23 protein-coding genes and 1 pseudogene are annotated in these 23,777 nt (G+C 72.7%); 12 read left to right on the top strand and 12 right to left on the bottom strand.

The genetic code is table 11. The features are described from left to right. Window positions 1-44: 44 nt before the first annotated feature. Together ACF1GV_RS05905 and ACF1GV_RS05900 are read right to left on the bottom strand one after the other, a co-directional pair. Window positions 45-797 carry an MBL fold metallo-hydrolase gene (locus ACF1GV_RS05905; RefSeq protein WP_391678228.1) on the bottom strand — a complete coding sequence of 251 codons (753 nt, stop codon included), beginning with the start codon at window positions 795-797 and terminating at the stop codon, window positions 45-47. A 267-nt stretch (window positions 798-1,064) separates the two neighbouring features. After that, complete coding sequence (locus ACF1GV_RS05900) at window positions 1,065-1,661, bottom strand: TIGR03086 family metal-binding protein (RefSeq protein WP_391678225.1); 597 nt, start codon at window positions 1,659-1,661, stop codon at window positions 1,065-1,067. Between the two features lie 128 nt (window positions 1,662-1,789). Here ACF1GV_RS05900 and ACF1GV_RS05895 point away from each other — a divergent pair. Next, a pseudogene (locus tag ACF1GV_RS05895) lies at window positions 1,790-2,924 on the top strand (MFS transporter). 27 nt (window positions 2,925-2,951) lie between these two features. Here ACF1GV_RS05895 and ACF1GV_RS05890 read toward each other — a convergent pair. Continuing rightward, window positions 2,952-4,109 (bottom strand): hypothetical protein, encoded by a 1,158-nt coding sequence (locus ACF1GV_RS05890; RefSeq protein ID WP_391678223.1) that lies wholly within the window; start codon window positions 4,107-4,109, stop codon window positions 2,952-2,954. After that, the gene (locus tag ACF1GV_RS05885) at window positions 4,106-5,047 is read right to left on the bottom strand and encodes a 5-dehydro-4-deoxyglucarate dehydratase (protein WP_391678220.1); all 942 of its coding nucleotides are present in this window, start codon (window positions 5,045-5,047) and stop codon (window positions 4,106-4,108) included. Before ACF1GV_RS05885 ends, ACF1GV_RS05890 begins: the two co-directional genes overlap by 4 nt. A gap of 259 nt (window positions 5,048-5,306) precedes the next feature. Between ACF1GV_RS05885 and ACF1GV_RS05880 the strand changes: the two genes are divergently transcribed. From ACF1GV_RS05880 to ACF1GV_RS05845, 8 genes are all read left to right on the top strand, one after another. Next, complete coding sequence (locus tag ACF1GV_RS05880; RefSeq protein WP_391678218.1) at window positions 5,307-6,116, top strand: NAD-dependent epimerase/dehydratase family protein; 810 nt, start codon at window positions 5,307-5,309, stop codon at window positions 6,114-6,116. A gap of 268 nt (window positions 6,117-6,384) precedes the next feature. Further along, window positions 6,385-7,155, top strand: coding sequence for a DeoR/GlpR family DNA-binding transcription regulator (locus ACF1GV_RS05875; protein WP_391678215.1), 771 nt, complete (start codon window positions 6,385-6,387; stop codon window positions 7,153-7,155). 76 nt (window positions 7,156-7,231) lie between these two features. Continuing rightward, window positions 7,232-8,602, top strand: coding sequence for an ABC transporter substrate-binding protein (locus ACF1GV_RS05870; protein ID WP_391678213.1), 1,371 nt, complete (start codon window positions 7,232-7,234; stop codon window positions 8,600-8,602). Next, on the top strand, window positions 8,599-9,537 hold the full coding sequence (locus tag ACF1GV_RS05865; RefSeq protein ID WP_391678211.1) for a carbohydrate ABC transporter permease: 939 nt from the start codon (window positions 8,599-8,601) through the stop codon (window positions 9,535-9,537). Before ACF1GV_RS05870 ends, ACF1GV_RS05865 begins: the two co-directional genes overlap by 4 nt. Before the next feature lie 8 nt (window positions 9,538-9,545). Continuing rightward, a complete protein-coding gene (locus ACF1GV_RS05860; RefSeq protein ID WP_391678509.1) occupies window positions 9,546-10,361 on the top strand; it encodes a carbohydrate ABC transporter permease in 816 nt (271 codons plus the stop codon). Further along, the gene (locus ACF1GV_RS05855; RefSeq protein ID WP_391678208.1) at window positions 10,358-11,347 is read left to right on the top strand and encodes a zinc-dependent alcohol dehydrogenase family protein; all 990 of its coding nucleotides are present in this window, start codon (window positions 10,358-10,360) and stop codon (window positions 11,345-11,347) included. Before ACF1GV_RS05860 ends, ACF1GV_RS05855 begins: the two co-directional genes overlap by 4 nt. Before the next feature lie 69 nt (window positions 11,348-11,416). Further along, entirely contained in the window at window positions 11,417-11,638 is a 222-nt protein-coding gene (locus tag ACF1GV_RS05850) for a hypothetical protein (RefSeq protein ID WP_391678206.1), read from the top strand. 63 nt (window positions 11,639-11,701) lie between these two features. Then, a complete protein-coding gene (locus ACF1GV_RS05845) occupies window positions 11,702-12,895 on the top strand; it encodes a TerD family protein (RefSeq protein ID WP_391678204.1) in 1,194 nt (397 codons plus the stop codon). Between the two features lie 61 nt (window positions 12,896-12,956). Here ACF1GV_RS05845 and ACF1GV_RS05840 read toward each other — a convergent pair whose 3' ends face one another. From ACF1GV_RS05840 to ACF1GV_RS05830, 3 genes are all read right to left on the bottom strand, one after another. Next, entirely contained in the window at window positions 12,957-13,529 is a 573-nt protein-coding gene (locus tag ACF1GV_RS05840) for a TetR/AcrR family transcriptional regulator (protein WP_391678201.1), read from the bottom strand. 167 nt (window positions 13,530-13,696) lie between these two features. After that, a complete protein-coding gene (locus ACF1GV_RS05835; protein WP_391678199.1) occupies window positions 13,697-15,139 on the bottom strand; it encodes an alkaline phosphatase PhoX in 1,443 nt (480 codons plus the stop codon). Window positions 15,140-15,665: 526 nt separating this feature from the next. Continuing rightward, on the bottom strand, window positions 15,666-17,090 hold the full coding sequence (locus ACF1GV_RS05830; protein WP_391678196.1) for a hypothetical protein: 1,425 nt from the start codon (window positions 17,088-17,090) through the stop codon (window positions 15,666-15,668). 252 nt (window positions 17,091-17,342) lie between these two features. Between ACF1GV_RS05830 and ACF1GV_RS05825 the strand changes: the two genes are divergently transcribed. Continuing rightward, window positions 17,343-19,172, top strand: a complete 1,830-nt coding sequence (locus ACF1GV_RS05825; RefSeq protein ID WP_391678194.1) for an endonuclease/exonuclease/phosphatase family protein — start codon at window positions 17,343-17,345, stop codon at window positions 19,170-19,172. A gap of 25 nt (window positions 19,173-19,197) precedes the next feature. Here ACF1GV_RS05825 and ACF1GV_RS05820 read toward each other — a convergent pair whose 3' ends face one another. From ACF1GV_RS05820 to ACF1GV_RS05800, 5 genes are all read right to left on the bottom strand, one after another. Continuing rightward, window positions 19,198-19,902, bottom strand: a complete 705-nt coding sequence (locus ACF1GV_RS05820; protein ID WP_391678192.1) for a hypothetical protein — start codon at window positions 19,900-19,902, stop codon at window positions 19,198-19,200. Between the two features lie 151 nt (window positions 19,903-20,053). Beyond that, a complete protein-coding gene (locus ACF1GV_RS05815) occupies window positions 20,054-20,626 on the bottom strand; it encodes a DUF3618 domain-containing protein (protein ID WP_391678189.1) in 573 nt (190 codons plus the stop codon). After that, window positions 20,623-21,066 carry a phage holin family protein gene (locus tag ACF1GV_RS05810; RefSeq protein WP_391678187.1) on the bottom strand — a complete coding sequence of 148 codons (444 nt, stop codon included), beginning with the start codon at window positions 21,064-21,066 and terminating at the stop codon, window positions 20,623-20,625. Before ACF1GV_RS05810 ends, ACF1GV_RS05815 begins: the two co-directional genes overlap by 4 nt. 116 nt (window positions 21,067-21,182) lie before the next feature. Then, complete coding sequence (locus ACF1GV_RS05805; protein ID WP_391678186.1) at window positions 21,183-21,866, bottom strand: hypothetical protein; 684 nt, start codon at window positions 21,864-21,866, stop codon at window positions 21,183-21,185. Further along, complete coding sequence (locus tag ACF1GV_RS05800; protein WP_391678184.1) at window positions 21,863-21,997, bottom strand: hypothetical protein; 135 nt, start codon at window positions 21,995-21,997, stop codon at window positions 21,863-21,865. The genes ACF1GV_RS05805 and ACF1GV_RS05800 overlap by 4 nt, the downstream gene beginning before the upstream one ends. A gap of 179 nt (window positions 21,998-22,176) precedes the next feature. On the opposite strand from ACF1GV_RS05800, the gene dapA reads away from it, so the two are divergent. Together dapA and ACF1GV_RS05790 are read left to right on the top strand one after the other, a co-directional pair. Continuing rightward, window positions 22,177-23,079 carry a 4-hydroxy-tetrahydrodipicolinate synthase gene (gene dapA / locus ACF1GV_RS05795; protein ID WP_391678183.1) on the top strand — a complete coding sequence of 301 codons (903 nt, stop codon included), beginning with the start codon at window positions 22,177-22,179 and terminating at the stop codon, window positions 23,077-23,079. 211 nt (window positions 23,080-23,290) lie between these two features. Beyond that, a complete protein-coding gene (locus tag ACF1GV_RS05790) occupies window positions 23,291-23,755 on the top strand; it encodes a hypothetical protein (RefSeq protein ID WP_363267090.1) in 465 nt (154 codons plus the stop codon). Window positions 23,756-23,777 lie beyond the last annotated feature (22 nt).

Genomic DNA, 23,777 nt, shown 5'->3' with positions numbered 1-23,777 from the left:
GACAAAGGAAGGTGAGGTGGCCTCAGACGGGAGGTGAGGACGCCTCAGACGGTGTGGATGTCGCCCTCCCGGGCGGTGGCCGTGGCGTCTCCGAAGACGGCGGCGGCGCGGGCGGTGGCCGCCGCCGGCGTCAGCGTGGGCCCCACATGGGTGATGAGCAGCCGCCGTGCGGGGGCCTCGCGGGCGGTGCGGCCTGCGTCCTCCGGCGTCAGATGGACCTGTTCGCCTTCGCGATGGGCGCCGATGTCGGCCTCGCACAGGAACAGGTCGGCGTCCCGGGCGAGTTCGGTGAGCGCGCCACAGGGCCCGCTGTCCCCGGAGTAGGCGAGCACGCTCCCCCGGCACTCGGCGCGCAGCCCGTACGCCTCGGTGTCGTGGACGACGGCCCGCGCGGTGAGGGTGAGGTCGCCGTGCCGGGCGACGTGCCCGTCGTAGAGGGGGCGGACGTCGAGAATTCCGGCCAGGAATCCGGCGTCGGGCCGACCGAAGAACCCGGCGAGCCGCTGCGCACACCCCTCGGGCGCGTACACCGGGACGGGTTCCGGCGGGGTGAGCCCGCCGAAGGCGAGGCCGTAGACGGCGGCCAGCAGGTCGGCGCTGTGGTCGGCGTGCAGATGGGAGATCCATACGGCCGCCAGCCGCGCCGGGTCGGTGTACTTCTGCAATTCCGCGAATGTCCCGAACCCGGCGTCCACCCACACCTCGGCGCCCCCTCCGCGCAGCAGATACCCGGAGCTGGGGCGCCCGGGGCCGGGGTGCGGGGAGGCGGTGCCGAGGACGGTGAGGGTGAGGGACATGCACGGCAGCGTATGGGGCTGCGGGGGGCGAGCGCCGCCGGATTACGGGCGGCGGCGGCGACCGCGGCCGGCGCGCGGAAGTTGGTGAGCCATGGAGGCGGCCCCCGCCGACGATCGTCGTCTTGCCGCGGCTGCCGGGGTCACCGCCACCGCGGCGGGTGGTCTGCGGTTCCTTGCGGATCTCGGACGTACTTGTCCGGGCGGCCGGTCGCCTCCGCGTCCCGAAGAGTCACCAGCCCACCGCAGGTCCCGTGGAAGGCGGTTGCGTCAGCTCTGCGGCCGCTCCCACCGGGGGTCCCGCCCGCTCAGCCCCACCGCGCGGTCCAGCAGCGGCGCGTCCTGCGGGACCTGGACGACGGGGCCGAAGACGCCGTTGCCGCTGTCGTCGGCGGCCGAGTCGAGGAAGGCGTGTGCCGCCTGGAGCGCGGCCGGGTCGGGCTCGTAGGGCTGACCGGTCGCGCGGGCCAGGTCCCAGGCGTGGATGACGAGCTCGTCGGCGGCGACGGCGGCCGCGACCGCGCCGGGCAGGTCGACACCGCCCGCGCGGGTCATCCCGGTCCAGGCGGCCGGGTCGCGCCAGGCGTCGGCGAGTTCGTCGAGGGCCTTGGGGAGTGCGGCGCGCCAGTCGGGGCCGATGTCCGGCACGTGCGTGGCCGGCGGGGTGTCCGTGGTCGGGCCGAGGTCCTTGCGGGCCGCGTCCCGGAAGGCGACGGACAGGCCCAGCAGGTGCCCGAGCATGTTGCGCACCGCCAGCTCGGGGCACGGTGTCGGGTCGGCGAGCTGCTCGTCGCGCACGCCTTCGGCGAGGCGGGCGACGATCCGGGCCTGGGGTCCGAGGTCGAAGGTGGTCGTGTCGTCGGTCATGCGCTGCTCCCGGGGCTGGTCGGTGGCCACTGGGAAGGCAGACCGAGTCGGACACCGGAACTCATCGCCGCCGGGGCGACTGTTCTACGGCACCTTTCCGACCCCTGCCCCGGGGCCTTGGCTCCACGATGACCAGGCATGACGACTTCCTTTCACCGGTGTGGTGGTCAAAGGACCTCACCGGCTCGGACGGGGCGGCGGCGCTGTCCCTGCCGGCGATGTGGGCGCCGACCCTGGCCGGCCCGGCGCTGGGCACCCTCGCCGACCGCGTCCGCCGCAAGCCGCTGCTCGTCGGCGGCAACCTGCTCCTGGCGGCCCTGCTGCCGGCCTTGCTGTGGGCCGACTCCACCGCCGACGTCTGGCTGGTCCTGGCGGTGCTGGTGGTCTACGGCGGCGCCGGGTCGTTCACGACGCGGCCGAGTCGGCACTGGTCGCCGCCGCCGTCGACCCGGCGCTGCTCGGCGACTTCAACGGGCTGCGGATGACGGCCACCGAGGGCAGAACTGCTGGCCCCGCTTGCGGGCGCCGGCCTCTGCGCCGGGTACGGCGGGCCGGCCGTGGCGCTGCTGGACGCGGCCACCTTCGTCCTCGCAGCGCTCCTGTACGCCCGTCTGCGGGTGGCCGAGGCCCGTCCCGAGCCGCGGCGGGGGGGGCGGCGAGCGCGGACGGCCGACGGCGCGCGTGCCCTGTGGGCGCACCCGGGTCTGCGGCCGCTGCTCGTCGCGGGGGGCACGGCGATGTTCTTCGCCGGCCTCGACGGCGCGCAGGTGTACGCCGTGGTGGACGCCCTCGGGCGGCCCGCCTCGTACGCCGGTGTGCTCGCCGCCGTGCAGGGTGCGGGTTCGGTGGTGACGGGGCTCGTCTCGGGGGCCGTGCTGCGGCGACTGGGCGAGCGGCGCTTCGCCGCGTACGGCATCGCCGTCACGGCGGTCGCGGTGGCGGGCGGTGCCCGACGAGGCCGTGGCGCTGGTGTGCAGCACGGCGATCGGGGCGGGTCTGCCCTGTGTGCTGATCGCCGCGCTCGCCGCGGTGCAGCGGCAGGTGCCCGGCCCGCTGCTGGGCCGGGCGGTGGCCACGGCGAACACGCTGGTCTTCGCGCCGAACGTGGCCGGTCTGGCCCTCGGCGCGGCGCTGGTGGAGTCGCTGGACCACCGGCTGGTGCTGGTGGCTCTGGGCGTGGCGCAGCTGGCGGGACCCGTTCAGCGACTGCTGAGGGCATCACGCACGACCGCCGAGCCACCGTCCGACGCGGGCCCGGCGTAAAGAGAACCCAGTTCGCCGAAGGCCCTGCTAGCCGCCGGCCAGGGCATCGCGCACGGCCGACAGGTCGGCGTCCGACGCGAGCCCCGCGTGATAGAGCCGGACCTGGTTCGCGCCGAGGTCACGCGCGCGTGCCGTGTCCGCCGCGAGTGTGCCGGGACTGCCGCCCATGCCGGTGACCACGGTGAAGTTGGCGGCGAGTACGCCCCGGCGCTGTGCGGCGAACGCCTTCAGCAGGTCCGGCCCGCCGGTGCAGGGGACGACGACGCCGTCCGCGACGGAGAGGATGTGCGCCGGGTCGACGCCGGCGTTGGCGCCGCAGTGGTACGACACCGGGTCGGCGTGCAGCAGCACCTGGAAGCCCGGCGGCGCGGCGGCGCGGACGGCGGCGACGGCCTCCTCCTGGAGAGTGCGGGCGCTCTCGTCGCGGTACGCGCGCGTGGCGGCGGCCGTGGACTCGCCGAGCAGCTTCTCCACGCCGGCCCACCCGGGCTCGCACGGCTCCTCGCGCCACACCGGCTCCAGCGCGGTGCGCACCGCCGCGGCCAACTCGGCCGCGTCCAGGCCGTGGCGTCCGTAACCCTCCCGGCAGGCCGGGCAGAAGCACAGCGACATCAGGTACTGCCCGGCCTCGCCCAGCCCGACGCCGCCCGTCTTGTCGTGGGCGTGCAGATGGGCGAGCCCGTACCAGCCGAGGGACTCCAGCTCGGTGCCGTGCGCCCCGGGCCGTACCGCGGCCTCGGCGGCGAGCGCGACGAGGTACGCGCGCGTGGCGGGCTGCGCGATGCACGGGGCCCACGGATAGCGGTCGCCGTAGGCGTTGACGACCGAGGTGCGCGGATGCTCGGCGCCCAGACGGGAGTTGTGGGCGAGGACCACCCAGCTGTGCACGCTCAGGCCCGCGTCCGCGAGCGCCACGGCGGCCTCGCCGTAGGCGTCGCCGGGCGCCCAGTCCCCGGCCGGGTACGGGCGCAGGGTGCGCTCCTGCCACGCCCCGCCGGGCGGGTAGAGCACGGCGGCGTACTCGGCGGTGACGACGCGGTGCTGCGGGTGGCGGGGTGTCAACGCGCGCGTGGAGTGGTACGCGGCGGCCAGCGTCACCTGCTCGACCCCGAGGGCGGCGATCCGGGCGGCGGCCCGCGGGTCCCCGTTGACGTCCCAGGGGTAGACGAACGCCGACGCCTTCACTTGCCCTCCTCCAGCAGCACCTGTCCTCGCTCGATCAGCCGCGCGAGCTGCTTGACATGGTCCTCGGCCGGCTCGTGCAGCGGGGGCCGCACCTCCCCCACGTCCAGCCCGCGCAGCCGTACCCCCGCCTTGACCAGGGAGACGGCGTACCCGCGGCCGCGGGAGCGCAGCTCCACGAAGGGGCGGTAGAAGCCGTCCACGAGCCGGTCGGCGATCGCCTGGTCCCCGTCCTGGAGCGCCCGGTAGAAGGCGAGGGCGATCTCGGGGGCGAAGCAGAAGACGGCGGAGGAGTACAGCGGGACGCCGACGGCCCGGTATGCGCTCTGGGTCAGCTCGGCGGTGGGCAGGCCGTTGAAGTACAAAAAGGCGCCCGGCACTTCGCTGCGCACGGCGCTGACCGTGCGCTGCATCAGGTCGAGGTCGCCGAGGCCGTCCTTGAGACCGATGACGCCTTGTGTGCGGGCGAGTTCCACGACGGTGCCGGGCGTGAACACGGCGTTGTCGCGCTGGTAGACGATCACCGGCAGGGCGCTCGCGGCGGCGATCTCGCGGTAGTGCCGCAGCAGCCCCTCCTGCCCGGCGACGACGAGGTACGGCGGCATAACGAGCAGCCCGTCGGCCCCGGCGTCCTCGGCGAGCCGGGCGAAGTGGGCGGCGAGGGCGGTGCCGTACCCGGTGCCGGCGAGAACGGGGACGCGCCCGTCGGCGGCCTCGACGGCCGTGCGCACACAGGCCGCGAACTCCTGCGGCGTCAGCGCGTGGAACTCCCCGGTGCCGCAGCAGGCGAACACGGCCGCGGCCCCGTCCTCGACGCCCTGGCGCACATGGGTGCGGTAGATGTCGAGGTCGACGGAGCCGTCGGGGCCGTAGGCGGTGACGGGGAAGAACAGCGGCCCGCCGGGGACGCCGAGTCGAGCGGCGAGGGGGACTGACGTCACGGGCACTCCCTGAGGCACTTATGTTTCCGACCGCTTATGTTCCTGATCGATGTCCATATTCATGAACGCAATCAGCCTAGAGAGCCCGTTCGGCGCCGGTCAAGCACGCAGGCCGGGCCGAGTGCACCGGTCATGGCTCGGGAGCAAGTCGACTCCCCCACGCCGGCCACCCCTTGACGACGCAGCGCATCGATCTTTAGCGTGTCCACGCATGTGAATGCCATCCATGCACGCGGCTCTTGACGCAAGGAGACCGAGGATGCCCGCTCCCCGCACCGTTCTGCTCACCGGCGCCGCCGGCGGGCTCGGCACCCTGATGCGGGACCTGCTCCCCGATCACGGCTACACGCTGCGCCTGCTCGACGCCCGCCCGATCGACGACGCACCGGACGCGATCACCGCGGATCTCGCCGACGCGGACGCCCTGCGGGTCGCCGTCCGGGGCGTCGACGCGATCATCCACCTCGCGGGCATCTCCCTGGAAGCTCCCTTCGCCAAGATCCTCTCCGCGAACATCCAGGGCACCTACAACCTCTACGAGGCCGCCCGCCAGGAAGGCGTGCGTCGCATCGTCTTCGCGTCCTCCAACCACGCCGTCGGCTACACCCCCCGGCCGCAGGGCGACGACCCGCTGATCCCCGTCGACACCCCGCGCCGCCCGGACACCTTCTACGGCCTGTCCAAGTGCTTCGGCGAGGACCTCGCCCAGCTCTACTGGGACAAGCACGGCCTGGAGACCGTCTCGGTGCGCATCGGCTCCTGCTTCCCCGAGCCGACCAGCGTGCGCATGCTGTCGCTGTGGATGAGCCCCGCTGACTGCGCCCGCCTCTTCCACGCCGCCCTGACCGCCGACCACGTCGGCCACACCGTGGTCTACGGCTCCTCCGCCAACACCCGCCTGTGGTGGGACCTGACCTCCGCGCGGGCGCTCGGCTACGAACCGCAGGACGACTCCGAGCCGTACGCGGCCAAGCTGATCGCCGAGCAGGGCGAGCTGGAGCCGGACGACGAGGCGCATGCCCACCTGGGCGGCCACTTCGTCACCGACCCGCCGATCTGGCCGTACTGATCCGGAGCGATCCGGCGGAAAATCATCGCCTCCGGGGGCGGGCGGGCACCGAACGGGCCCGCCCGCCCCCGTATTCGGGCACCGGCCGTGCCCGATCCCACGCCCGCACACGGCAGTCCCGCAGGTCCGCGACGGGCACGGTGCGACGGACACGGGCACACCCGGGCAGCATCGGGCAGGCAACAGACCTGGTCAGCCCCTCGCGCCCGCTGTAGAACTTCCCCCATGGGCCCGAACGGGCACCACGGCGAGGGAGGTGCAGCCGGCCATGACGACGAGAAGTGCGGAAGAACGCCAGCGGGAGATCGTGCGGGTCGCCCGCGCCACCGGATCGGTGGACGTCACCGCACTCGCCGTCGAACTGGGCGTGGCCAAGGAGACCGTACGACGGGATCTGCGCGCCCTGGAGGACCACGGACTGGTCCGCCGCACCCACGGCGGGGCCTACCCGGTGGAGAGCGCCGGCTTCGAGACGACGCTCGCCTTCCGCGCCACCAGCCACGTCCCCGAGAAGCGCCGGATCGCGGCCGCCGCGGCCGAGCTGGTCGGGGACGCCGAGACGGTCTTCGTCGACGAGGGTTTCACCCCGCAGCTCATCGCCGAGGCCCTCCCCCGGGACCGGCCGCTGACCGTCGTCACCGCCTCCCTGCCGGTCGCGGGCGCGCTCGCCGAGGCCCCGAACACCTCGGTGCTGCTGCTCGGCGGCCGCGTCCGCTCCGGCACCCTCGCCACGGTCGACCACTGGACGACGAAGATGCTCGCCGGGTTCGTGCTCGACCTCGCCTACATCGGCGCCAACGGCATCTCCCGCGAACACGGTCTGACCACGCCCGACCCGGCGGTCGGCGAGGTCAAGGCACAGGCGATGCGGGCCGCACGGCGCTGTGTCTTCGCCGGAGTGCACACCAAGTTCGGTGCGGTCAGCTTCTGCCGGTTCGCCGAGGTCGGCGCACTGGAGACGATCGTGACGAGCACCCAGCTCCCGGCGGCCGAGGCCCACCGCTACTCCCTGCTGGGCCCGCAGGTCGTCCGGGTCTGATCCGAGCCAAGTCCCCTCCCGGGACGCCGCCTTGCCCGCGGCGCCCCTTATCTCCCCATACCTCCAGGAGCGATCCATGCGCACCCCGAGCCGACGGAGGCCGCGAGCCGCGCTCGCCATGGCCGCCGCAGGGATGCTGCTCGCCACGCTGTTGTCCGGCTGCTGGGCCGGCGCGGGCGGGTCCGGTTCCGGCGGCGACTCCCTCAACGTCCTGATGGTCAACAACCCGCAGATGATGGAGCTGCAGAAGCTGACCGCCGCCCATTTCACCCGCGAGACCGGCCTCAAGGTCAACTTCACCGTCCTGCCCGAGAACGACGTCCGCGACAAGATCAGCCAGGACTTCGCCAACCAGGCCGGCCAGTACGACGTGGCGACCCTGTCCAACTACGAGATACCGATCTACGCCCGCAACGGCTGGCTGCACGAGATGGACTCCTACGTCGCCAAGGACCCGGCGTACGACGAGAAGGACGTCCTGCGGCCCATCGCCGAGTCCCTCACCGGCGACGACGGCAAGCGCTACGGCCAGCCCTTCTACGGCGAGTCGTCCTTCCTGATGTACCGCAAGGACGTGTTCGCGGCCAAGGGCCTGACCATGCCCGCCCACCCCACCTGGCAGCAGGTCGCCGCCCTCGCGGCCAAGGCGGACGGCGCCGAACCCGGCATGAGGGGCATCTGCCTGCGCGGCCTGCCCGGCTGGGGCGAGCTGACGGCGCCCCTGACCACGGTCGTGAACACCTTCGGCGGCACCTGGTTCGACAAGGACTGGAAGGCGCGGCTCGACTCCCCCGCCTTCCGGAAGGCGACACGGTTCTATGTCGACCTGGTCCGCGCGCACGGCGAGTCCGGCGCCGCCCAGTCCGGCTTCGCCGAGTGCCTGAACAACATGACCCAGGGCAAGGTCGCCATGTGGTACGACGCCACCTCGGCCGCCGGCTCCCTGGAGACCGCGAACTCCCCCGTGAAAGGCAAGGTCGGCTACGCCCCCGCGCCCGTGGAGCGCACCGAGTCCGCCGGCTGGCTCTACACCTGGGCCTGGGGCATCCAGAAGGCCTCCCGCAACTCCGACAAGGCATGGCGCTTCGTCTCCTGGGCCTCCGGCAAGGGCTACGAGCAGCTGGTCGGCGAGGAGTCCGGCTGGTCCAACGTCCCGGCCGGCAAGCGCGCGTCGACGTACACCCGTCCGGCCTACGTCAAGGAGGCGTCCGCCTTCCAGGAGATGACCCGCGAGGCCATCGAGACGGCCCGCCCCCGCGACCCGGGCGTACAGCCACGGCCCGCGCCCGGCATCCAGTTCGTCGGCATCCCCGAGTTCACCGACCTCGGCACCAAGGTCTCCCAGGAGATCAGCGCGGCCATCGCCGGACGCCAGTCCGTCGAGACGGCCCTGAGGAAGTCCCAGCAGCTCGCCGAGCGGATCGCGAAGGAGTACGAGGGACGATGACCGCCACCACCACAACCCCCCTGGCGACAGCCACCGTTTTGGCGATACGGCAGCCCTCCGCCCGGCTGCGCGCCTGGGCCACCCGCGCCCCGCTGCTGCCCGCCCTGGTCTTCATGATCGCCGTGACCCAGCTGCCGTTCGTGGCCACCCTGGTGATCTCCTTCTTCGACTGGAACGCCCTCTACCCCAAGGCCCGCCGCTTCACCGGCCTCGACAACTACCGCCAGGTCCTCACCGACGCCGGCCTGCGCCACTCCGTGTGGACCACGGTCCTGCTGACCGCGGCCGTGGTGCTGGTGAGTCTGGTCCTCGGCCTCGCCCTCGCGCTGCTGCTGGACGTGAGGTTCCGCGGCCGGGGCGTGGTGCGCACCCTGCTGATCGCGCCGTTCCTGATCGTGCCCGTGGCCGCCGCCCTGCTGTGGAAGCACGTGCTCTACAACCCCGAGTACGGCCTGCTCAACGGCCTGTTGCACTACGTCGGCGGTCCGCAGCCGGACTGGATCTCGAACACCCCGCTGCTCGCCGTCGAGGCGTCCCTGGTGTGGCAGTGGACCCCGTTCATGATGCTGATCCTGCTGGCCGGGCTGCAGAGCCGCGACCCGGAGCAGATGGAGGCCGCGCGCGTGGACGGCGCGAACGACTGGCAGGTCTTCCGCCACCTCACGCTGCCGCACCTGCGCCGCTATCTGGAACTGGGCGCATTGCTCGGCTCGATCTACATCGTGCAGAACTTCGACGCGGTCTTCACGATCACGTCCGGCGGTCTCGGCACCGCGAACCTGCCCTACACCGTCTACCAGAGCTTCTACCAGGCCCACGAGAACGGCCTCGCCTCCGCGGCGGGCGTCCTGGTCGTCATCGGCTCGATTCTCATCGCGACCCTCGCACTGCGCGTGGTGTCGTCCCTGTTCCGTGAGGAGGTGGCGCGCTCGTGATCACCGTGATGCGCCGAGGCGGCCCGGCTCTGCTGGCCTGGCTGGCCGGGATCGTGTTCTTCCTGCCCGTCGCGTGGATGGCGCTGACGTCCCTGCACTCGGAGCAGGACGCGGCGGCCAACCCGCCGTCCTTCGCGGCGTCGCTGACGCTGGACGGCTACCGCGAGTTCTTCGGCGCGGGCGGCGGGGCGAGCCCCTGGCCCGCGCTGATCAACTCGGTGGTGGCGTCGGTGGCCTCGACGGCGCTGGTGCTGCTGCTGGCGCTGCCGGCGGCGTACGCGCTGTCGATCCGGCGGGTGCGCAAGTGGACGGACGTGCTGTTCTTCTTCCTGTCCACCAAGATGCTGCCGGCCGTGGCGGGCCTGCTGCCGATCTACCTGTTCGCCAAAAACGCGGGCCTGCTGGACAACATCTGGCTGCTGGTCCTGCTGTACACCTCGATGAACCTGCCGATCGCGGTGTGGATGATGCAGTCCTTCCTCGCCGAGGTACCGGTCGCGGTCATCGAGGCGGCGCGGGTGGACGGGGCCTCTCTGCCGGTGATCCTCGCGCGGGTGGTCGCCCCGATCGCCCTGCCCGGCATCGCGGCGACCTCGCTGATCTGCTTCATCTTCAGCTGGAACGAGCTGCTGTTCGCCCGGGTCCTGACGGGCGTGGTCGCCGAGACCGCCCCGGTGTTCCTGACCGGCTTCATCACCAGCCAGGGCCTGTTCCTGGCGAAGGTGTGCGCCGCGTCGCTCGTCGTCTCCCTGCCGGTGCTCGCCGCGGGGTTCGCCGCCCAGGACAAACTCGTCCAGGGCCTGTCGTTGGGAGCTGTGAAATGAAGGCCGCCGTCATCGAGTCCGTGGGCCGTGCCGTGGTCACCGAGGTGCCGGACCCGGCGCCGGGCCCGCGCGAGGTCGTCGTCGAGGTGGCGGCCTGCGGTCTGTGCGGCACCGATCTGCACATCCTGCAGGGCGAGTTCGCGCCGAAGCTGCCGATCGTGCCGGGGCACGAGTTCGCGGGGACGGTCGTCGCCGTGGGCACGCAGGTCACGGAGGTCGCGGAGGGCGACAGGGTCGCCGTGGACCCCTCCCTGTACTGCTACGAGTGCCGCTACTGCCGCAGCGGCCACAACAACCTGTGCGAGCGGTGGGCGGCGATCGGCGTGACGACGGCGGGCGGCGCGGCGCAGTTCGCGGTGGCCCCGGTCGCGAACTGCGTCAAGCTGCCCGAGCATGTGCGCACCCAGGACGCGGCGCTGGTGGAGCCGCTGTCGTGCGCGGTGCGCGGCTACGACGTGCTGCGCGCCCGCCTCGGCGCGCACGTCCTGATCTACGGCTCAGGCACGATGGGACTGATGATGCTGGAGCTGGCCAAGCGGACCGGCGCGGCGAGCGTGGACATGGTGGACGTGAACCCGGCCCGCCTCGAGACGGCCCGCCGGCTGGGCGTGTCCGCGTCGGCCGCCGGCGCCGACGAACTGGACCGCCCGCAGGGCTGGGACGTGGTCGTGGACGCGACGGGCAACGCGGCGGCGATCCAGGACGGCCTGGGGCGGGTGGCGAAGGCGGGCACGTTCCTGCAGTTCGGGGTCGCGGACTACGCGACGCGGGTGACGATCGACCCGTACCGCATCTACAACCAGGAGATCACGATCACCGGTTCGATGGCGGTCCTGCACAGTTTCGAACGGGCGGCGGAGCTCTTCTCCAACGGCGTCCTCGACCCGGAGATCTTCATCAGCGACCGGCTGCCGCTGGAGCGGTACCCGCAGGCCCTGGAGCAGTTCGCGGCGGGGGTGGGACGCAAGATCGTGGTGGTGCCCTGAGCGGGACGCCGGCCACCACCGCGTGAAAACCGCTGAGGGCCGGGCCCGCCCGGGCCGTACGATCCGGGCATGCCCCGCCCCGAGGGATTCGCCTACGACGCCTACGCGAGCGGAACCGTGCGCATCACGCACCACGGCCGCCCCGCGACCACCCTGCACGGCCCGCGCGCGGCCCGCTTCCTGGCGGAGGTGGAGGGCTCGCAGCACCAGCTCGTCATGGCCCGCTGGACCGGGAACTACAAGCGGGGCAACGAACGCGGCGCCCGCGACCACCCGCGCAACCGGCGCTGAGCCGTCCGGGCGGTGGTAAGGGAACGGTAAAGCGGGGTCGTTCGTTCACCCGGCATGACAGCTATGACCCCTGGCTCGAACATCCCTCTGCCGACCGCGCGTGTGACGGTGGACGTCGCCGCTCCGGTGCGGCTCGACGTGTCGGGCCTGCTGCTCACCTCCGACGGCAAGGTGCGCTCCGACGACGACTTCATCTTCTACAACCAGCCCGCCGGCCCGGGCGTCACGTACCGCTCGGGCGGCGGCACGGCCCCGGACGCGATCACGGTCGACACGGCCGCGCTGCCGCCGGGCATCGAGAAGGTGGTCGTCACCGCCAGCCCGGACGCCGCAGGGCAGACCTTCCAGGGCATCGAGCCGACGGCCACCCTGCGCAACGCGGACGACGGCTCGGTCCTGGCCACCTTCACGCCCCCGCAGCTGGGCACCGAGACGGCCCTGATCGTCGTGGAGATCTATCTGCGCGGCGGCCAGTGGAAGGCCCGCGCCGTCGGCCAGGGGTACGCCGACGGCCTGGCCGGCATCGCCACGGACTTCGGTGTGACGGTGGAGGAGCCCACCGCGGCGGCCGCGCCCGCGCAGCCGACGGCTCCCCCGCAGCCGGCCGCCGTGCAGCCCCCGCCCGCACCACCCGCTCCCCCGGCCGCGCCGCCCGCCCCCGCCCCCGTCCCCGGCGCCGGGAAGATCAACCTCGACAAGGGCCGCGTCAGCCTGCAGAAGAACCAGACCGTCTCGCTGGTCAAGGGCGGCCGCCCGCTGCTCTCCCAGGTGCAGATGGGCCTCGGCTGGGAGCCGGCGTACCGGGGCAAGGACATCGACCTCGACGCCTCGGTCATCGCCTACGGCCCGCAGCGCAACCACATCGACAGCTGCTACTTCGGCAAGCTGACCATCGTGGGCGGCGCGATCCGGCACTCCGGTGACAACCTCACCGGTGAGGGCGGCGGCGACGACGAGGTGATCACCGTCGACCTCGGCCGGCTGCCGCAGGAGGTCACCGGCCTGGTCTTCACGGTCAACTCCTTCTCCGGCCAGAAGTTCACCGAGGTCGCCAAGGCCTACTGCCGGCTGCTTGACGCGGCCACCGGCGAGGAACTGGTCCGCTTCGACCTCACCCACGCCGAGGCGCAGACCGGCGTGATGATGGCCAAGCTCATCCGCCAGTTCACCGGCGAGTGGGAGATGACGGCCCTGGGCGACTTCGTGAAGGCCCGCACGGTCCGCAACATGGTCAAGCCGGGGGCCGAGTCGCTGTAGTGATCCGGCGAGTCCGTACGACACCGGGCGCCCCTCGTGCGGGGCGCCCGCGTCCGGGCGGTCACCCGCGCCTCCGCAAGCCCTCCGTCAGCAGGGACAGATACCGCGGAATGCACCGGCCGGAGTCGTCGGCCAGTTCCGAGGCCGTCGCGACGCCGTGGGCCAGCCGCAGGATGTCGACCGGCTCGACGTCCGGGCGCAGCGTGCCCTCGGCCTGAGCCGCCCGCACCAGGCGTTCCCCGGCGCCGTTGAGCACGGTGCCGCAGACCGTGCCCGCCACGGAGCCGCCGTCGGCGACGGCGGAGCCCAGCAGCGCCTTCAGGCCGCGGACCTGGATCATGCCCTCGGTGAGTTCCCGCAGCCACTGCCACAGCGCCTCGCCCGGCGCCAGCTCCTGCGCGATGGCGTCGGCCCGCGCCCCGAGCGCCTCGACCCGGTCCACGTACGCCGCCTCCAGCAGCGCCTGACGTGTGGGGAAGTGCCGGTACAGCGTGCCGGACCCGACCCCGGCCCGCTTGGCGATGTCGTCCAGCGACGCGCCCTCCCCGTGCTCGGCGAAGGCCTGCGCCGCCACCTGCAGCAATCGCTCGTAGTTGCGCCGAGCGTCCGCGCGCATGGGCCTGACCTGCGTCATCCAGCAACTCCTTGGCGAGACCGCGGCATACGGAGAGCCTCTCCGCATGGTATGCCCGCATGGTCCACCACGTCGTACCGGGACGTCGCACAAGGGCGCGGCCCGGATGGCCCGCGCGCGAGCGCTGATCACCCGGGCCGCGGTGTCCCGCCCTCACGGGAGACAGGTCACCGCTTCTGACGCTTCCAGGGCCCGGTGATCGCCAGCATGATGCCCGGCTCCTGGATGTTGGCGAACAGCGTCCGGCCGTCGGGCGAGAAGGTGACGCCGGTGAACTCGCTGTACTCGGGCTCCTCAGCGGTGCCGATGTTCAGCTCGTTGCGGGCGATGGGGTAGGTGCGGCCGCTCTCGGTGGCCCCGAACAGGTGCTGCACGCCCTCGCCGTCCTCCGCGATCACCAGACCGCCGTAGGGGGAGACGGTGATGTTGTCGGGGCCGTCGAAGGCGCCGTCCTTGGCCGGGTCGGGGTTCACGCCGAGCAGCACCTTCAGCGTGAGGGTGCGCCGCTTGGGGTCGTAGAACCAGACCTGCCCGTCGTGCTGGACGGGGCTCTCCTCACGGGCGAAGGAGGAGACGATGTAGGTGCCGCCGTCGCCCCACCACATGCCCTCCAGCTTGCGGGCGCGGGTGACCTGGCCGGTGGTGAACTGCTTGCGCACGGAGACGGTCTTCGCGTCGCGGTCGGGAACGTCGACCCAGTCGACGCCGTACACCGTGCCGGTCTTCGTGGCGCGGGAGAGGTCGTCGACGAACTTGCCGCCGGAGTCGAAGCACTTGAAGGCCTGGAGCACGCCGGCGTCGTCGGCGAGGGTGCGCAGCTTGCCGCGGCCGTGTTCGAAGCCCTGCGGCGGGACCCAGCGGTAGAGCAGGCCGTTGGGGCCGGAGGCGTCCTCGGTGAGGTAGGCGTGGCCGCGCTCGGGGTCGATGACGACGGCTTCGTGGGCGTAGCGGCCGAACGCCTTGATGGGCCTCGGGTCGCGGTTGGCGCGCCGGTCCTCGGGGTCGACCTCGAAGACGTAGCCGTGGTCCTTGGTCATGCCGTTGTGGCCGGCCTTGTCCTCGGTCTCCTCGCAGGTGAGCCAGGTGTCCCAGGGGGTGCGGCCGCCGGCGCAGTTGGTGGAGGTGCCGGCGATGCCGACCCACTCGGCGACGTGGTCGCGGCGCACCTCGACGACCGTGCAGCCACCGGAGGCGGCCGGGTCGTAGACGAGGCCCTCGGTGAGCGGCACCGGGTAGGTCCAGTTCGCCCGCGGGCCCTTGAGCTCGTGGTTGTTGACCAGCAGGGTCGCGCCGCGCGGGCCGTCGAAGGTGGCGGTGCCGTCGTGGTTGGACGGGGTGGGCTCGCCGGACTCCAGCGTGGTCTTCCCGCTGTAGGTGATGACGCGGTAGGAGAAACCGGCGGGCAGGGCGAGGATGCCCTTCGGGTCGGGCAGGAGCGGCCCGTAGCCGACCCCGTGGTGAGCGTCCGCCGACGCCTCGCCCGCGGTCTCGGTGTCGGCGAAGGCGAGGGCGTTGGGCGCGCTGGCCAGGGCGCCGACCGTGCCGGCCAGGGCGACCCCGGCACCGGTGGCCGCGGTGTTCCTGGCGAAGTCCCTGCGGGTGAGCGACATGCATGTCTCCTGAGACGGTGGGTGTGCCGTGGAGGGTGGCGGACCTCTGAGTCGGCGCCACCGTCGCGCCCGCGACTGAACGGGGGTTGAACGCGGGGCGTCATGAGCGGGTCGGCTTCCCTGCATCCCTACGGCACGGCCCATGAATCCGTATGGATCCCACCAAGCCGGCGTACGGCTGCGCCCGTGCCCCTGGTCGCAGGGGCGCGCGCGTGATGCATCACGACGCCACCGACGCCCCCCATCGGCCTGCCCGTGAGCGCAGACGGCCGCGCCGGGACCTCGCGCATCCGCGCTGCCTTCCGGGCCCCGCCGGTGATCTCTCACGACCGCACCGTGACCCCCGCATCCGCCTGCCGTTCGGGGCGCGCCCGTGAGCCGGCATCGCAAGCACCCGCGCTCCGGCACGGCTCCGCCCGAAGTCGGCGGCTCCGCACGAAGGCCGCACGGTCCCGCCCGTCGGAGGCGCGGAAGGGCCCCCGCGCGCCCAGCGGCGGGGGCCCCGTCGTTCGGTGCGGGCGGGCGCTCAGCCTCCGTGCGCCGACCGTGCCTTGAAGGCGGCCTTCCGCGCCTCCTTGGCAACCTTCTTGTCGGGGTGCAGCCGGCCCATCGCCTCCAGTACGTCGGCGGTGCCGGGGTGGTCGACGCGCCAGGCCGCGGCGAAGAAGCCGTCGTGCTGGGCGGCCAACCCCTCCACCAGGCCCTGGAGTTCCTCGGAGTTGCCCTCGGCGGCTAGCTGGGCGGCCACGGTGTCGATGGTCAGCCAGAAGATCAGGGCCGGGGAGGGCGGGGGTACGTCCTGTGCGCCGTGCTCGGTGAGCCAGACCCGGGCCAGTCCGCCCAGTTCGGCGTCGTCCAGCACCTCGCGCAGGGCCGGCTCGGCGGCCGTACCGACGAGGGACAGCGCCTCCTGGCAGCGCAGCCGCCGCAGCGGTGCGCCGGCGTCGCTGCCGCGGGCGGCGGCGAGCAACTCCCGTGCGGCTGCGAGGGGTTCGCGCCGGACCAGCCACTGCTCGGTCTCCGCGCGGGCGGCCCGCGGGCCGTAGTGGGCGGTGCCGTCCAGCAGCGCGTCGGCGCCCTTGTCGGCGAGGTCGCCGACGGCCGGCGCCGTGAACCCGGCCTCCAGCAGCCGCGCCCGCAGCCCGTACAGGCCGAGCGGGGTGAGCCGGACCATGCCGTAGCGGGCGACGTCTGTGTCGTCGACGGGCGCGGCGGGCTCCTCGTCGGCGTCCGCCATCAGGGCCTCGTCGACCGGCTGGTAGTCGACCAGCCCGACCGGCTCCAGCAGCCGGAACTGGTCGTCGAGGCGCATCATCGCGTCCGAGACCTGCTCCAGCATGTCGTTGGTGGGCTCGCCCATGTCACCGGGCACGATCATCGACGCGGCGAGCGCGGGCAGCGGCACCGGCCCGTCGCCGGGGCCGTCCTCGGTCACGGTGAGCAGGTAGAGATTGCCGAGGACGCCGTCGAGGAACGCGGCCTCCGCCTCGGGGTCCCAGTCCAGCTGCGAGAAGTCGACCTCCCCGCCCTCACCGAGCGCGTCGACCAGGTCGTCGAGGTCAGGCACGCTCGCGTCCGCGATGACCGTCTCCAGGGCGCCGAGCCAGAGGCCGAGCACCTCCTGCGGCGCACCGGTGAGCAGCGCCAGGTCCGGCCCGGCGGCCACGGTGCCGGCCTCCTCGTCGGTGATCTCCACGAGCCCGGTGTCCACGGCGACCCGCCAGGCCTCGCTCGCGTACGCCGCCGCGTCGTCCCCGGTCAGCCCGAGCGCCTCGGCGGCACCCGGCAACTGCTCCTCCAGCAGGCCGCCCCCGGCGTCCACACGGGTGTCGGGCCCGGCCCAGCGGGCGAGTTTCGCGGCCCGGGCGAGCAGCGGCGTGGACAGGGCGTCCCTCGCCAGCTCCGCTTCCGAGCTCAGCCGCACCGGGGGCAGGGGGGAGCTGTCTGACATGGGCTGGTTCTCCTCGGACGCGATGTGCCTCTCTGCCCGTTCAGCCTAGACGGGTTTCGACCCATGCCGCCCGGTTCATCTCCCCGCCGTCGGCCGTACATGGCCGAAACCTTGACAACTGCCCCGCCCAGGCTGGAAATTGACGCGCGTAGAAAGAAGGGAACGACCGTTCACTCGCTTCTACGCGCGTCACGCGCCGACCCCGCACCACCCTCGTCCCGGCGCTGCATTCACGTCCCCGGAGGGAATCCCTTGCCGAGCAAGTCGTCCGCGCGTCTCGCCGCGCTCACCGTCGCCGCCGTGTGCTCCGCGGCGTCCACCGTCGTCCTCAGCTCCACCGCGCACGCGGACTCGGTGCGCATCCACGACATCCAGGGCACGACCCGGACCTCCCCCTACGCGGGCCAGAAGGTCACGGATGTGGCCGGAATCATCACGGGCATACGCACCTACGGCTCGTCCAAGGGCTTCTGGATCCAGGACCCCGACCAGGACGACAACCCCGCGACCAGCGAGGGCGTCTTCGTCTTCACCAGCTCCACGCCCAAGGGTGTGGCCGTCGGCGACGCGGTGAAGGTGTCCGGCACCGTCTCGGAGTACGTTCCCGGCGGCACCTCCTCCGGCAACCAGTCGATCACCGAGATCACCAAGCCGGCGGTGACCGTCGTCTCCGGCGGCAACGCGGTCCCGGCCCCCGTGGTCGTGGACGCCGACTCCGTCCCGGACGCGTACGCGCCCGCCGGGGACGGCGCCGCGGGCAACTCGGTCAACGGCCTGGTGCTGCGGCCCGCGCAGTACGCCCTGGACCGCTACGAGTCCCTGGAGGGCATGAACGTCCAGGTCGCCGACGCCCGTGTGGTCGGCGCCAGCGACCCGTACGCCGAGCTGTGGGTGACGGTGAAGCCGGACGAGCACGCCGCTCGCCGTGGCGGCACGGTCTACGGCTCCTACGGCTCCCAGAACACCGGCCGCCTGCAGATCCAGTCCCTGGGCCCGACGGCGGCGTTCCCCGTCGCGAACGTCGGCGACACCCTCACCGGCGCCACCACCGGCCCGCTCGACTACAACCAGTTCGGCGGCTACACCCTCGTCGCGAGCAGCCTCGGCACACTGCAGAGCGGTGGCCTGGAGCGCGAGACCACGCGCAAGCAGCACAACGGCGAACTGGCCGTCGCCACCTACAATGTGGAGAACCTCGACCCGTCGGACGGCACCTTCGCCGCGCACGCCTCCGCGATCGTGAACAACCTCGCGTCGCCCGACATCGTGTCCCTGGAGGAGATCCAGGACAACAACGGCGCCAAGGACGACGGCACGACCGCCGCGGACGTGACGGTGACCAAGCTGATCGACGCGATCGTCGCCGCCGGCGGCCCGCGTTACGACTGGCGCTCCGTCGACCCGGCCAACGACACCGACGGCGGTGAGCCCGGCGGCAACATCCGCCAGGTGTTCCTGTTCAACCCCGAGCGGGTGTCGTTTACCGACCGCCCCGGCGGCGACGCGACCACCGCCGTCGGCGTGACCCGCGAGCACGGCAAGGCCGCGCTGACCGTCTCCCCCGGCCGGATCGACCCGACGTCCGACGCCTGGAAGTCCAGCCGCAAGCCGCTGGCCGGTGAGTTCGTCTTCCGCGGCCGCACGGTGTTCGTGATCGCCAACCACTTCAACTCCAAGGGCGGCGACCAGGGGCTGACCTCCCAGTACCAGCCGCCGGTGCGCAGCTCCGAGACGCAGCGCCACCAGCAGGCGGCGGAGGTCAACACCTTCGTCAAGAGCCTGCTCGCGGTGCAGAAGAACGCGGACGTCATCGCGCTCGGCGACCTCAACGACTTCGAGTTCTCCGACACCGCGAAGATCCTCGAGGGCGACGGCGAGCTGTGGTCGGCGATCAAGTCGCTGCCCAGGAGCGAGCGGTACACGTACGACTACCAGGGCAATGCCCAGGTGCTGGACCAGATCCTGATCAGCCCGGCGATCCGGCGCGGCTGCGACTTCGAGTACGACAGCGTCCATCTGAACTCGGAGTTCCACGACCAGGTCAGCGACCACGACCCGCAGGTGCTGCGCTTCCACCCGTAGGGACGGGCACCGGTCTCCTCCCCGGTCAGGAGGGGAGGAGACCGAGGGCGTGCTCGTAGCGGGCGGGGGCGAACCCCGTGACGGCCGGGTACGTCCGCACGCGCTCCCACTGCTCGGTGGGCGCGCCGATGCCCTCGCCGGGGGCCGCCAGCACCTCGTCGTAGGCGCGCTCGCTCTCCCACTCGGCGTAGTTGAGGACGTGGCCGCCGTCCGTGCTGAGGTGGAAGTGGGCGGCGATCAGGCCTCGGTGGCCGACCGGGTCGTCGTCGAGCGCCTTGAGCACCAGGTCGATCCAGTGGCGCCGCTCCTCGGCCGCGGCCGGCTCGAAGTCGATCCGCACGGCCACGATCAGGCCGGGCACGCGCGTGTCCCCGACGGCGCGTTCACGGCTGCGGTGGTGCCGGTAGCGGTCGAGCCCCACCCGCTCGATGCCCGGCACGGCCGTGTCGATCTCGTCCACCCGCTCCTGGCGCCGGGTGCGCACGAACGCCTCGTACGCCTGCTCGCTCGCCCACTGCGAATGGTGCATCAGCGTGGACCCGTCGCGGCCGGTGTAGACGTGGTAGCTCAGCAGGTCGCCGGTGGGCCAGGGCTGCCGCTCCCAGGTGTGCGCGATCGCCTCCACGGTCAGCTGCTGCCGCTCGGGCGTGCCGACCCGCCAGGTGCTGAAGAAGGGCGCGCGGGCGCGCGGGTCGGTGAGAACGGGGTGGGCATCGGTACGACGGGTCATGACGACCTCCGGTGATCGGCAGCGGGTGCGTGCGGAGATCACCTTCCAACCTCAAGTCCTGTTGAGGTCAACCCCGTCGGGACGAACGCGCCACGGCCCGGGCCGGACGTCCACCGGCCCGGGCCGCGACCCGTCACTGCTTGTTCTTCGGCTACTTCATGTGCCGGTACGCCCGCCAGGCCCGCCAGGCCCCGGCCGCGGTCAGTACCGCCAGGGTGGCCCAGGCCAGTCCCGGATGGCGCCTTCCCGTCACGACGACGGTCTGCACCGGCCGCGGGAGCTGCCGCTCGGCGCCGTGCCGGCCGTGGGCCGTGCGCTCCTGTACGGCGTGCCCGGCGTGGGAGGCCCGGTCGTGCACGGTGTGGCCCACGTGGGAGGCCCGCTCCTGGACCGTGTGACCCATGTGGGACGCCCGCTCCTGGACCGTGTGGCCGACGTGTGACGCCTTGCCCTGTACCGCGTGCCCGACGTGGGACGCCTTGTCCTGTACCGCGTGCCCGGCCTGTGCGGCGCTGCTGCGCAGCTGGACCGTCATGGCGCCGGCCTTGTCCCGCAGATCGGCGGCGCGGGCCCGGGCCCGCCCCTTCACGTCCGCCTTCGCGGCCAGCTCCTCGACCGTGGCCCCGAGCCGGCTGCGTGTCTCGGCGATCTGCTGCCGCAGCTCGTCGGGGCCCTTGGCGCCCCCGGCGGCCTTGCCGGTGGAGCCGTTCCTCGCGTCCGTCATCGATGCGCCCTTTCCCTGATCTCCTCGACATCGGCCCTCACACTGCCGAGCGCCTCCTGAGGCGCGGGCGGCGCGGCACGGCGCAGCTGGGCGCGGCCGGCGGCGGCCAGCAGGCCGGCGACCGCGAACAGCAGCGCCGTCACGATCAGCGCGGCGGCCCACACGGGCAGCGCCAGCGACAGCGCGGCGATCGCCGTGCCCGCGGCGGCGAGCAGCCCGGCGTAGGCGAAGGCCCCGGCGCCGCCCAGCAGCCCGCCGCCACGTCCGGCGCGCCGGCCCTTCTCGGCCAGCTCCTGCTTGGCCAGGCCGATCTCCTGCCGTACCAGGCGGGAGAGCTGTTCGGTGGCCTGCCCGACGAGCTCGCCGACGGAGTGGTGTGCGGTGTCGTGCGGGGCCCGGCGCTTGTCGTGCACAGGCCGGGTGTCCAAGGTCCCGGTCACGGTGTTCCGCCTCCTCTCGGTCACGGAAACTCCCGAGTACCCTGACCGGCCGTCACTAGACGGGCCGCAGGACACCGCCCCCGGCACCGGGCGGGGCCCGGGCCGTGCGGTCGCCGCTACCCCTGCGGCGCGCTCCCGGTACCCCGGTCTCCGAGCCGGGCCAGCTGGGTCTGGAACCAGTCGAGCCGGGCCTGCAACAGGGCGGCCTCGGCGACGAGTTCGGGCACGTCGAGGCTCTCTCCGGACTCCTGGCGGACCTCTGCGCCGGCCTCGGCCACCACCCGCAGCCCCTCCCCGGCCAGCCGGGCGAAGGCGGCGAGCGACAGGGACGTACGCGCCCGCACACAGCCCGCGCAGGACGGGACGAGCGCGCGCCACCCGGGCCGGCCCCAGCCGGCGTCGGCCAGCACCACGCCGGGGGCGCCGCAGGCGCACGGTCCGACGGTTGCCGTACGCACCCGCTGGCGGGCGCTGCGGAAGCCGCGCTCGAAGCGGATGTAGGCACCCAGGACCGACACCCGGAGCAGCACGGCGTCCCGGTGCTCGGCGGTGCTGAGCAGGGCCTCGGCGTCGGCGCGCTCGTGCACGCTGTGGAAGCCGCAGTCGCACAGCCGGGCGGGCGGCCGGTGCCGGCGGCCGTAGACGCAGGACGCCTCGGCCAGGACGCCGTACGGGAGCGCCCCGCCGAGCGATACTCCGGTGAAGCCGGCCCGGGTGCCGTCCTGGGAGAGCACCGGGTAGGCGATCTTGTATCCGGTCGGCGGCTCGGACGGGCGCTCCTGCGGAAGCCGCAGCCTCATCGGGCGGCGGGCACCTCTTCGGGCACGGAGATCTCCACGTCCGTGATCTCCTGGGTGGGTTCGGGGTCCTCGTCGCGCATCTGCGGCTCTTCCTCCGCGACGCCGGTGGCCAGTGCCTTGCCGAGCTTCATGACGCCTCCATGAGCGGTGGGTGCATGACCGTTCTGACAGCCATGGTGACTCATCAGGGGCCGACTTGGACACAGGGCGGCTGTCGGACTCCCATGGCCGCCATGTCGCAGCGCCTCTTACCCATACCTCGTAGCAAATTTAAGTGGAGCTTCACGATCGGGCTGCCGACACTTCTCCCATGACCTACGCACCCTCCACCGCCCCGCCCTTCGGCCGCGCCCTGTGCGCGATGATCACGCCCTTCACCGAGGAGGGCGCCCTCGACGTGGCCGGCGCGCGGCAGCTGGCCGCGCATCTGGTGGCGGAGGGCTGCGAGGGCCTGGTGCTCTCCGGAACGACGGGCGAGTCAGCGACGACGAGCGACGCGGAGAAGGCGGAGCTGATCCGCGCGGTGCGCGAGGCGGTGGGCGAGCGGGTGCCGGTCGTCGCCGGGGTCGGCACCGCGGACACCCGGCACACCGTCGCCCTGGCGCTGGACGCGGAGAAGGCGGGTGCGGACGGCATCCTGCTGGTCACGCCGTACTACAGCCGACCGCCCCAGGACGCGATCGAGGCCCATTTCCTGGAGGTGGCGGACGCGACCGCCCTGCCAGTGATGCTGTACGACATCCCGGGCCGCACCGGTACCCGCATCGCACCGGAGACGATGCTGCGCCTCGCCGAGCATCCCCGGATCGTCGCGGTGAAGGACTGCTCCTACGACTTCCTCGGCACCCAGAAGGTCCTCGCCGCGACGGACCTGGCGTACTACGCCGGCTGCGACGAGCACAACCTCGCGCTGTACGCGGTGGGCGCGGCGGGCTGCGTCAGCACGGTGGCGAACGTGGCCCCCGGCCACATCCGCGCGGTCCTGGACGCCTTCGACAGGGGCGACACGGCCCTGGCGACGCGGCTCCAGCACGGCCTGACGCCCCTGATCGACCGCATGATGTCCGCGGGCCTCCCCGGCACCGTCACGGCCAAGGCCCTGCTGACCACCCTCGCCCTCCCGGCGGGCCCGGTCCGCCCACCACTGCGCCCGGCGGACACGAAGACGACGGCGGCCCTGCGGGCGACGTACGACGACCTCGTCACCGCCTGACACCTTCCGTAGGGTTCCCCTGCCGAGAGGACTGCGACGGGCCCCGAAATCCCCGGCGGCTGCTGGGCCCGTGACTCCCGCATCCAGACGGAAGGCTTCCGCGCCTCACCGGGCGCTCCGCATCAGCGAGGTGCCGAAAGCATCGCCGGCCCTGGCGGCGAAGTTGAGCCAACAGCCCGTCGAGGGCGGCGAAGCGTGATCAGCTTGCATGGTGGAGTCCATCATCGCCAGCGCCATAGCCGTTGTCGGAGCCCTGCTCGGATCGGGGATCACCCTGGCGTTTCAGCAACGCACCACCGACAGGAGCCATCAGTTCGCTCGCCGCGAGAAGCTTCGCCAGGAACGACTCGACGCCTACTCCGCCTATGCCGGCGCATTGGTCAACTACCGCCGCTGCATGGTCCATCTCTGGTTCTGTGAGCACGAACAGCCACCACCGGAGGATCCCGACGCGGTGCGGATCCGCGCCTACGACCTGCGCTCCAGCACCCAGGAGGCCCTCTTCCGGCTGCAGATGCTGACGGACGACGGACGGCTGAGTCAGACCGCGGAAGACGTACTGACGGACGTCACGAAGCTGGCCAAGGCGGACAACAGGGCCGAGCTGGACGAGTGGAGAGTGCGGACACGCGACGACATCAGCCAACTCGTCGGCTCAGCGAAACAGCACCTTTGAGGTCGCTCACGCGGACTGCTGC

It is taken from the genome of Streptomyces sp. NPDC014006, from assembly GCF_043088925.1.
GTDB lineage: Bacteria > Actinomycetota > Actinomycetes > Streptomycetales > Streptomycetaceae > Streptomyces.
The sequence above is the reverse complement of the archived record's forward strand: the minus strand, read 5'-3'. Positions and strand labels throughout refer to the sequence as shown.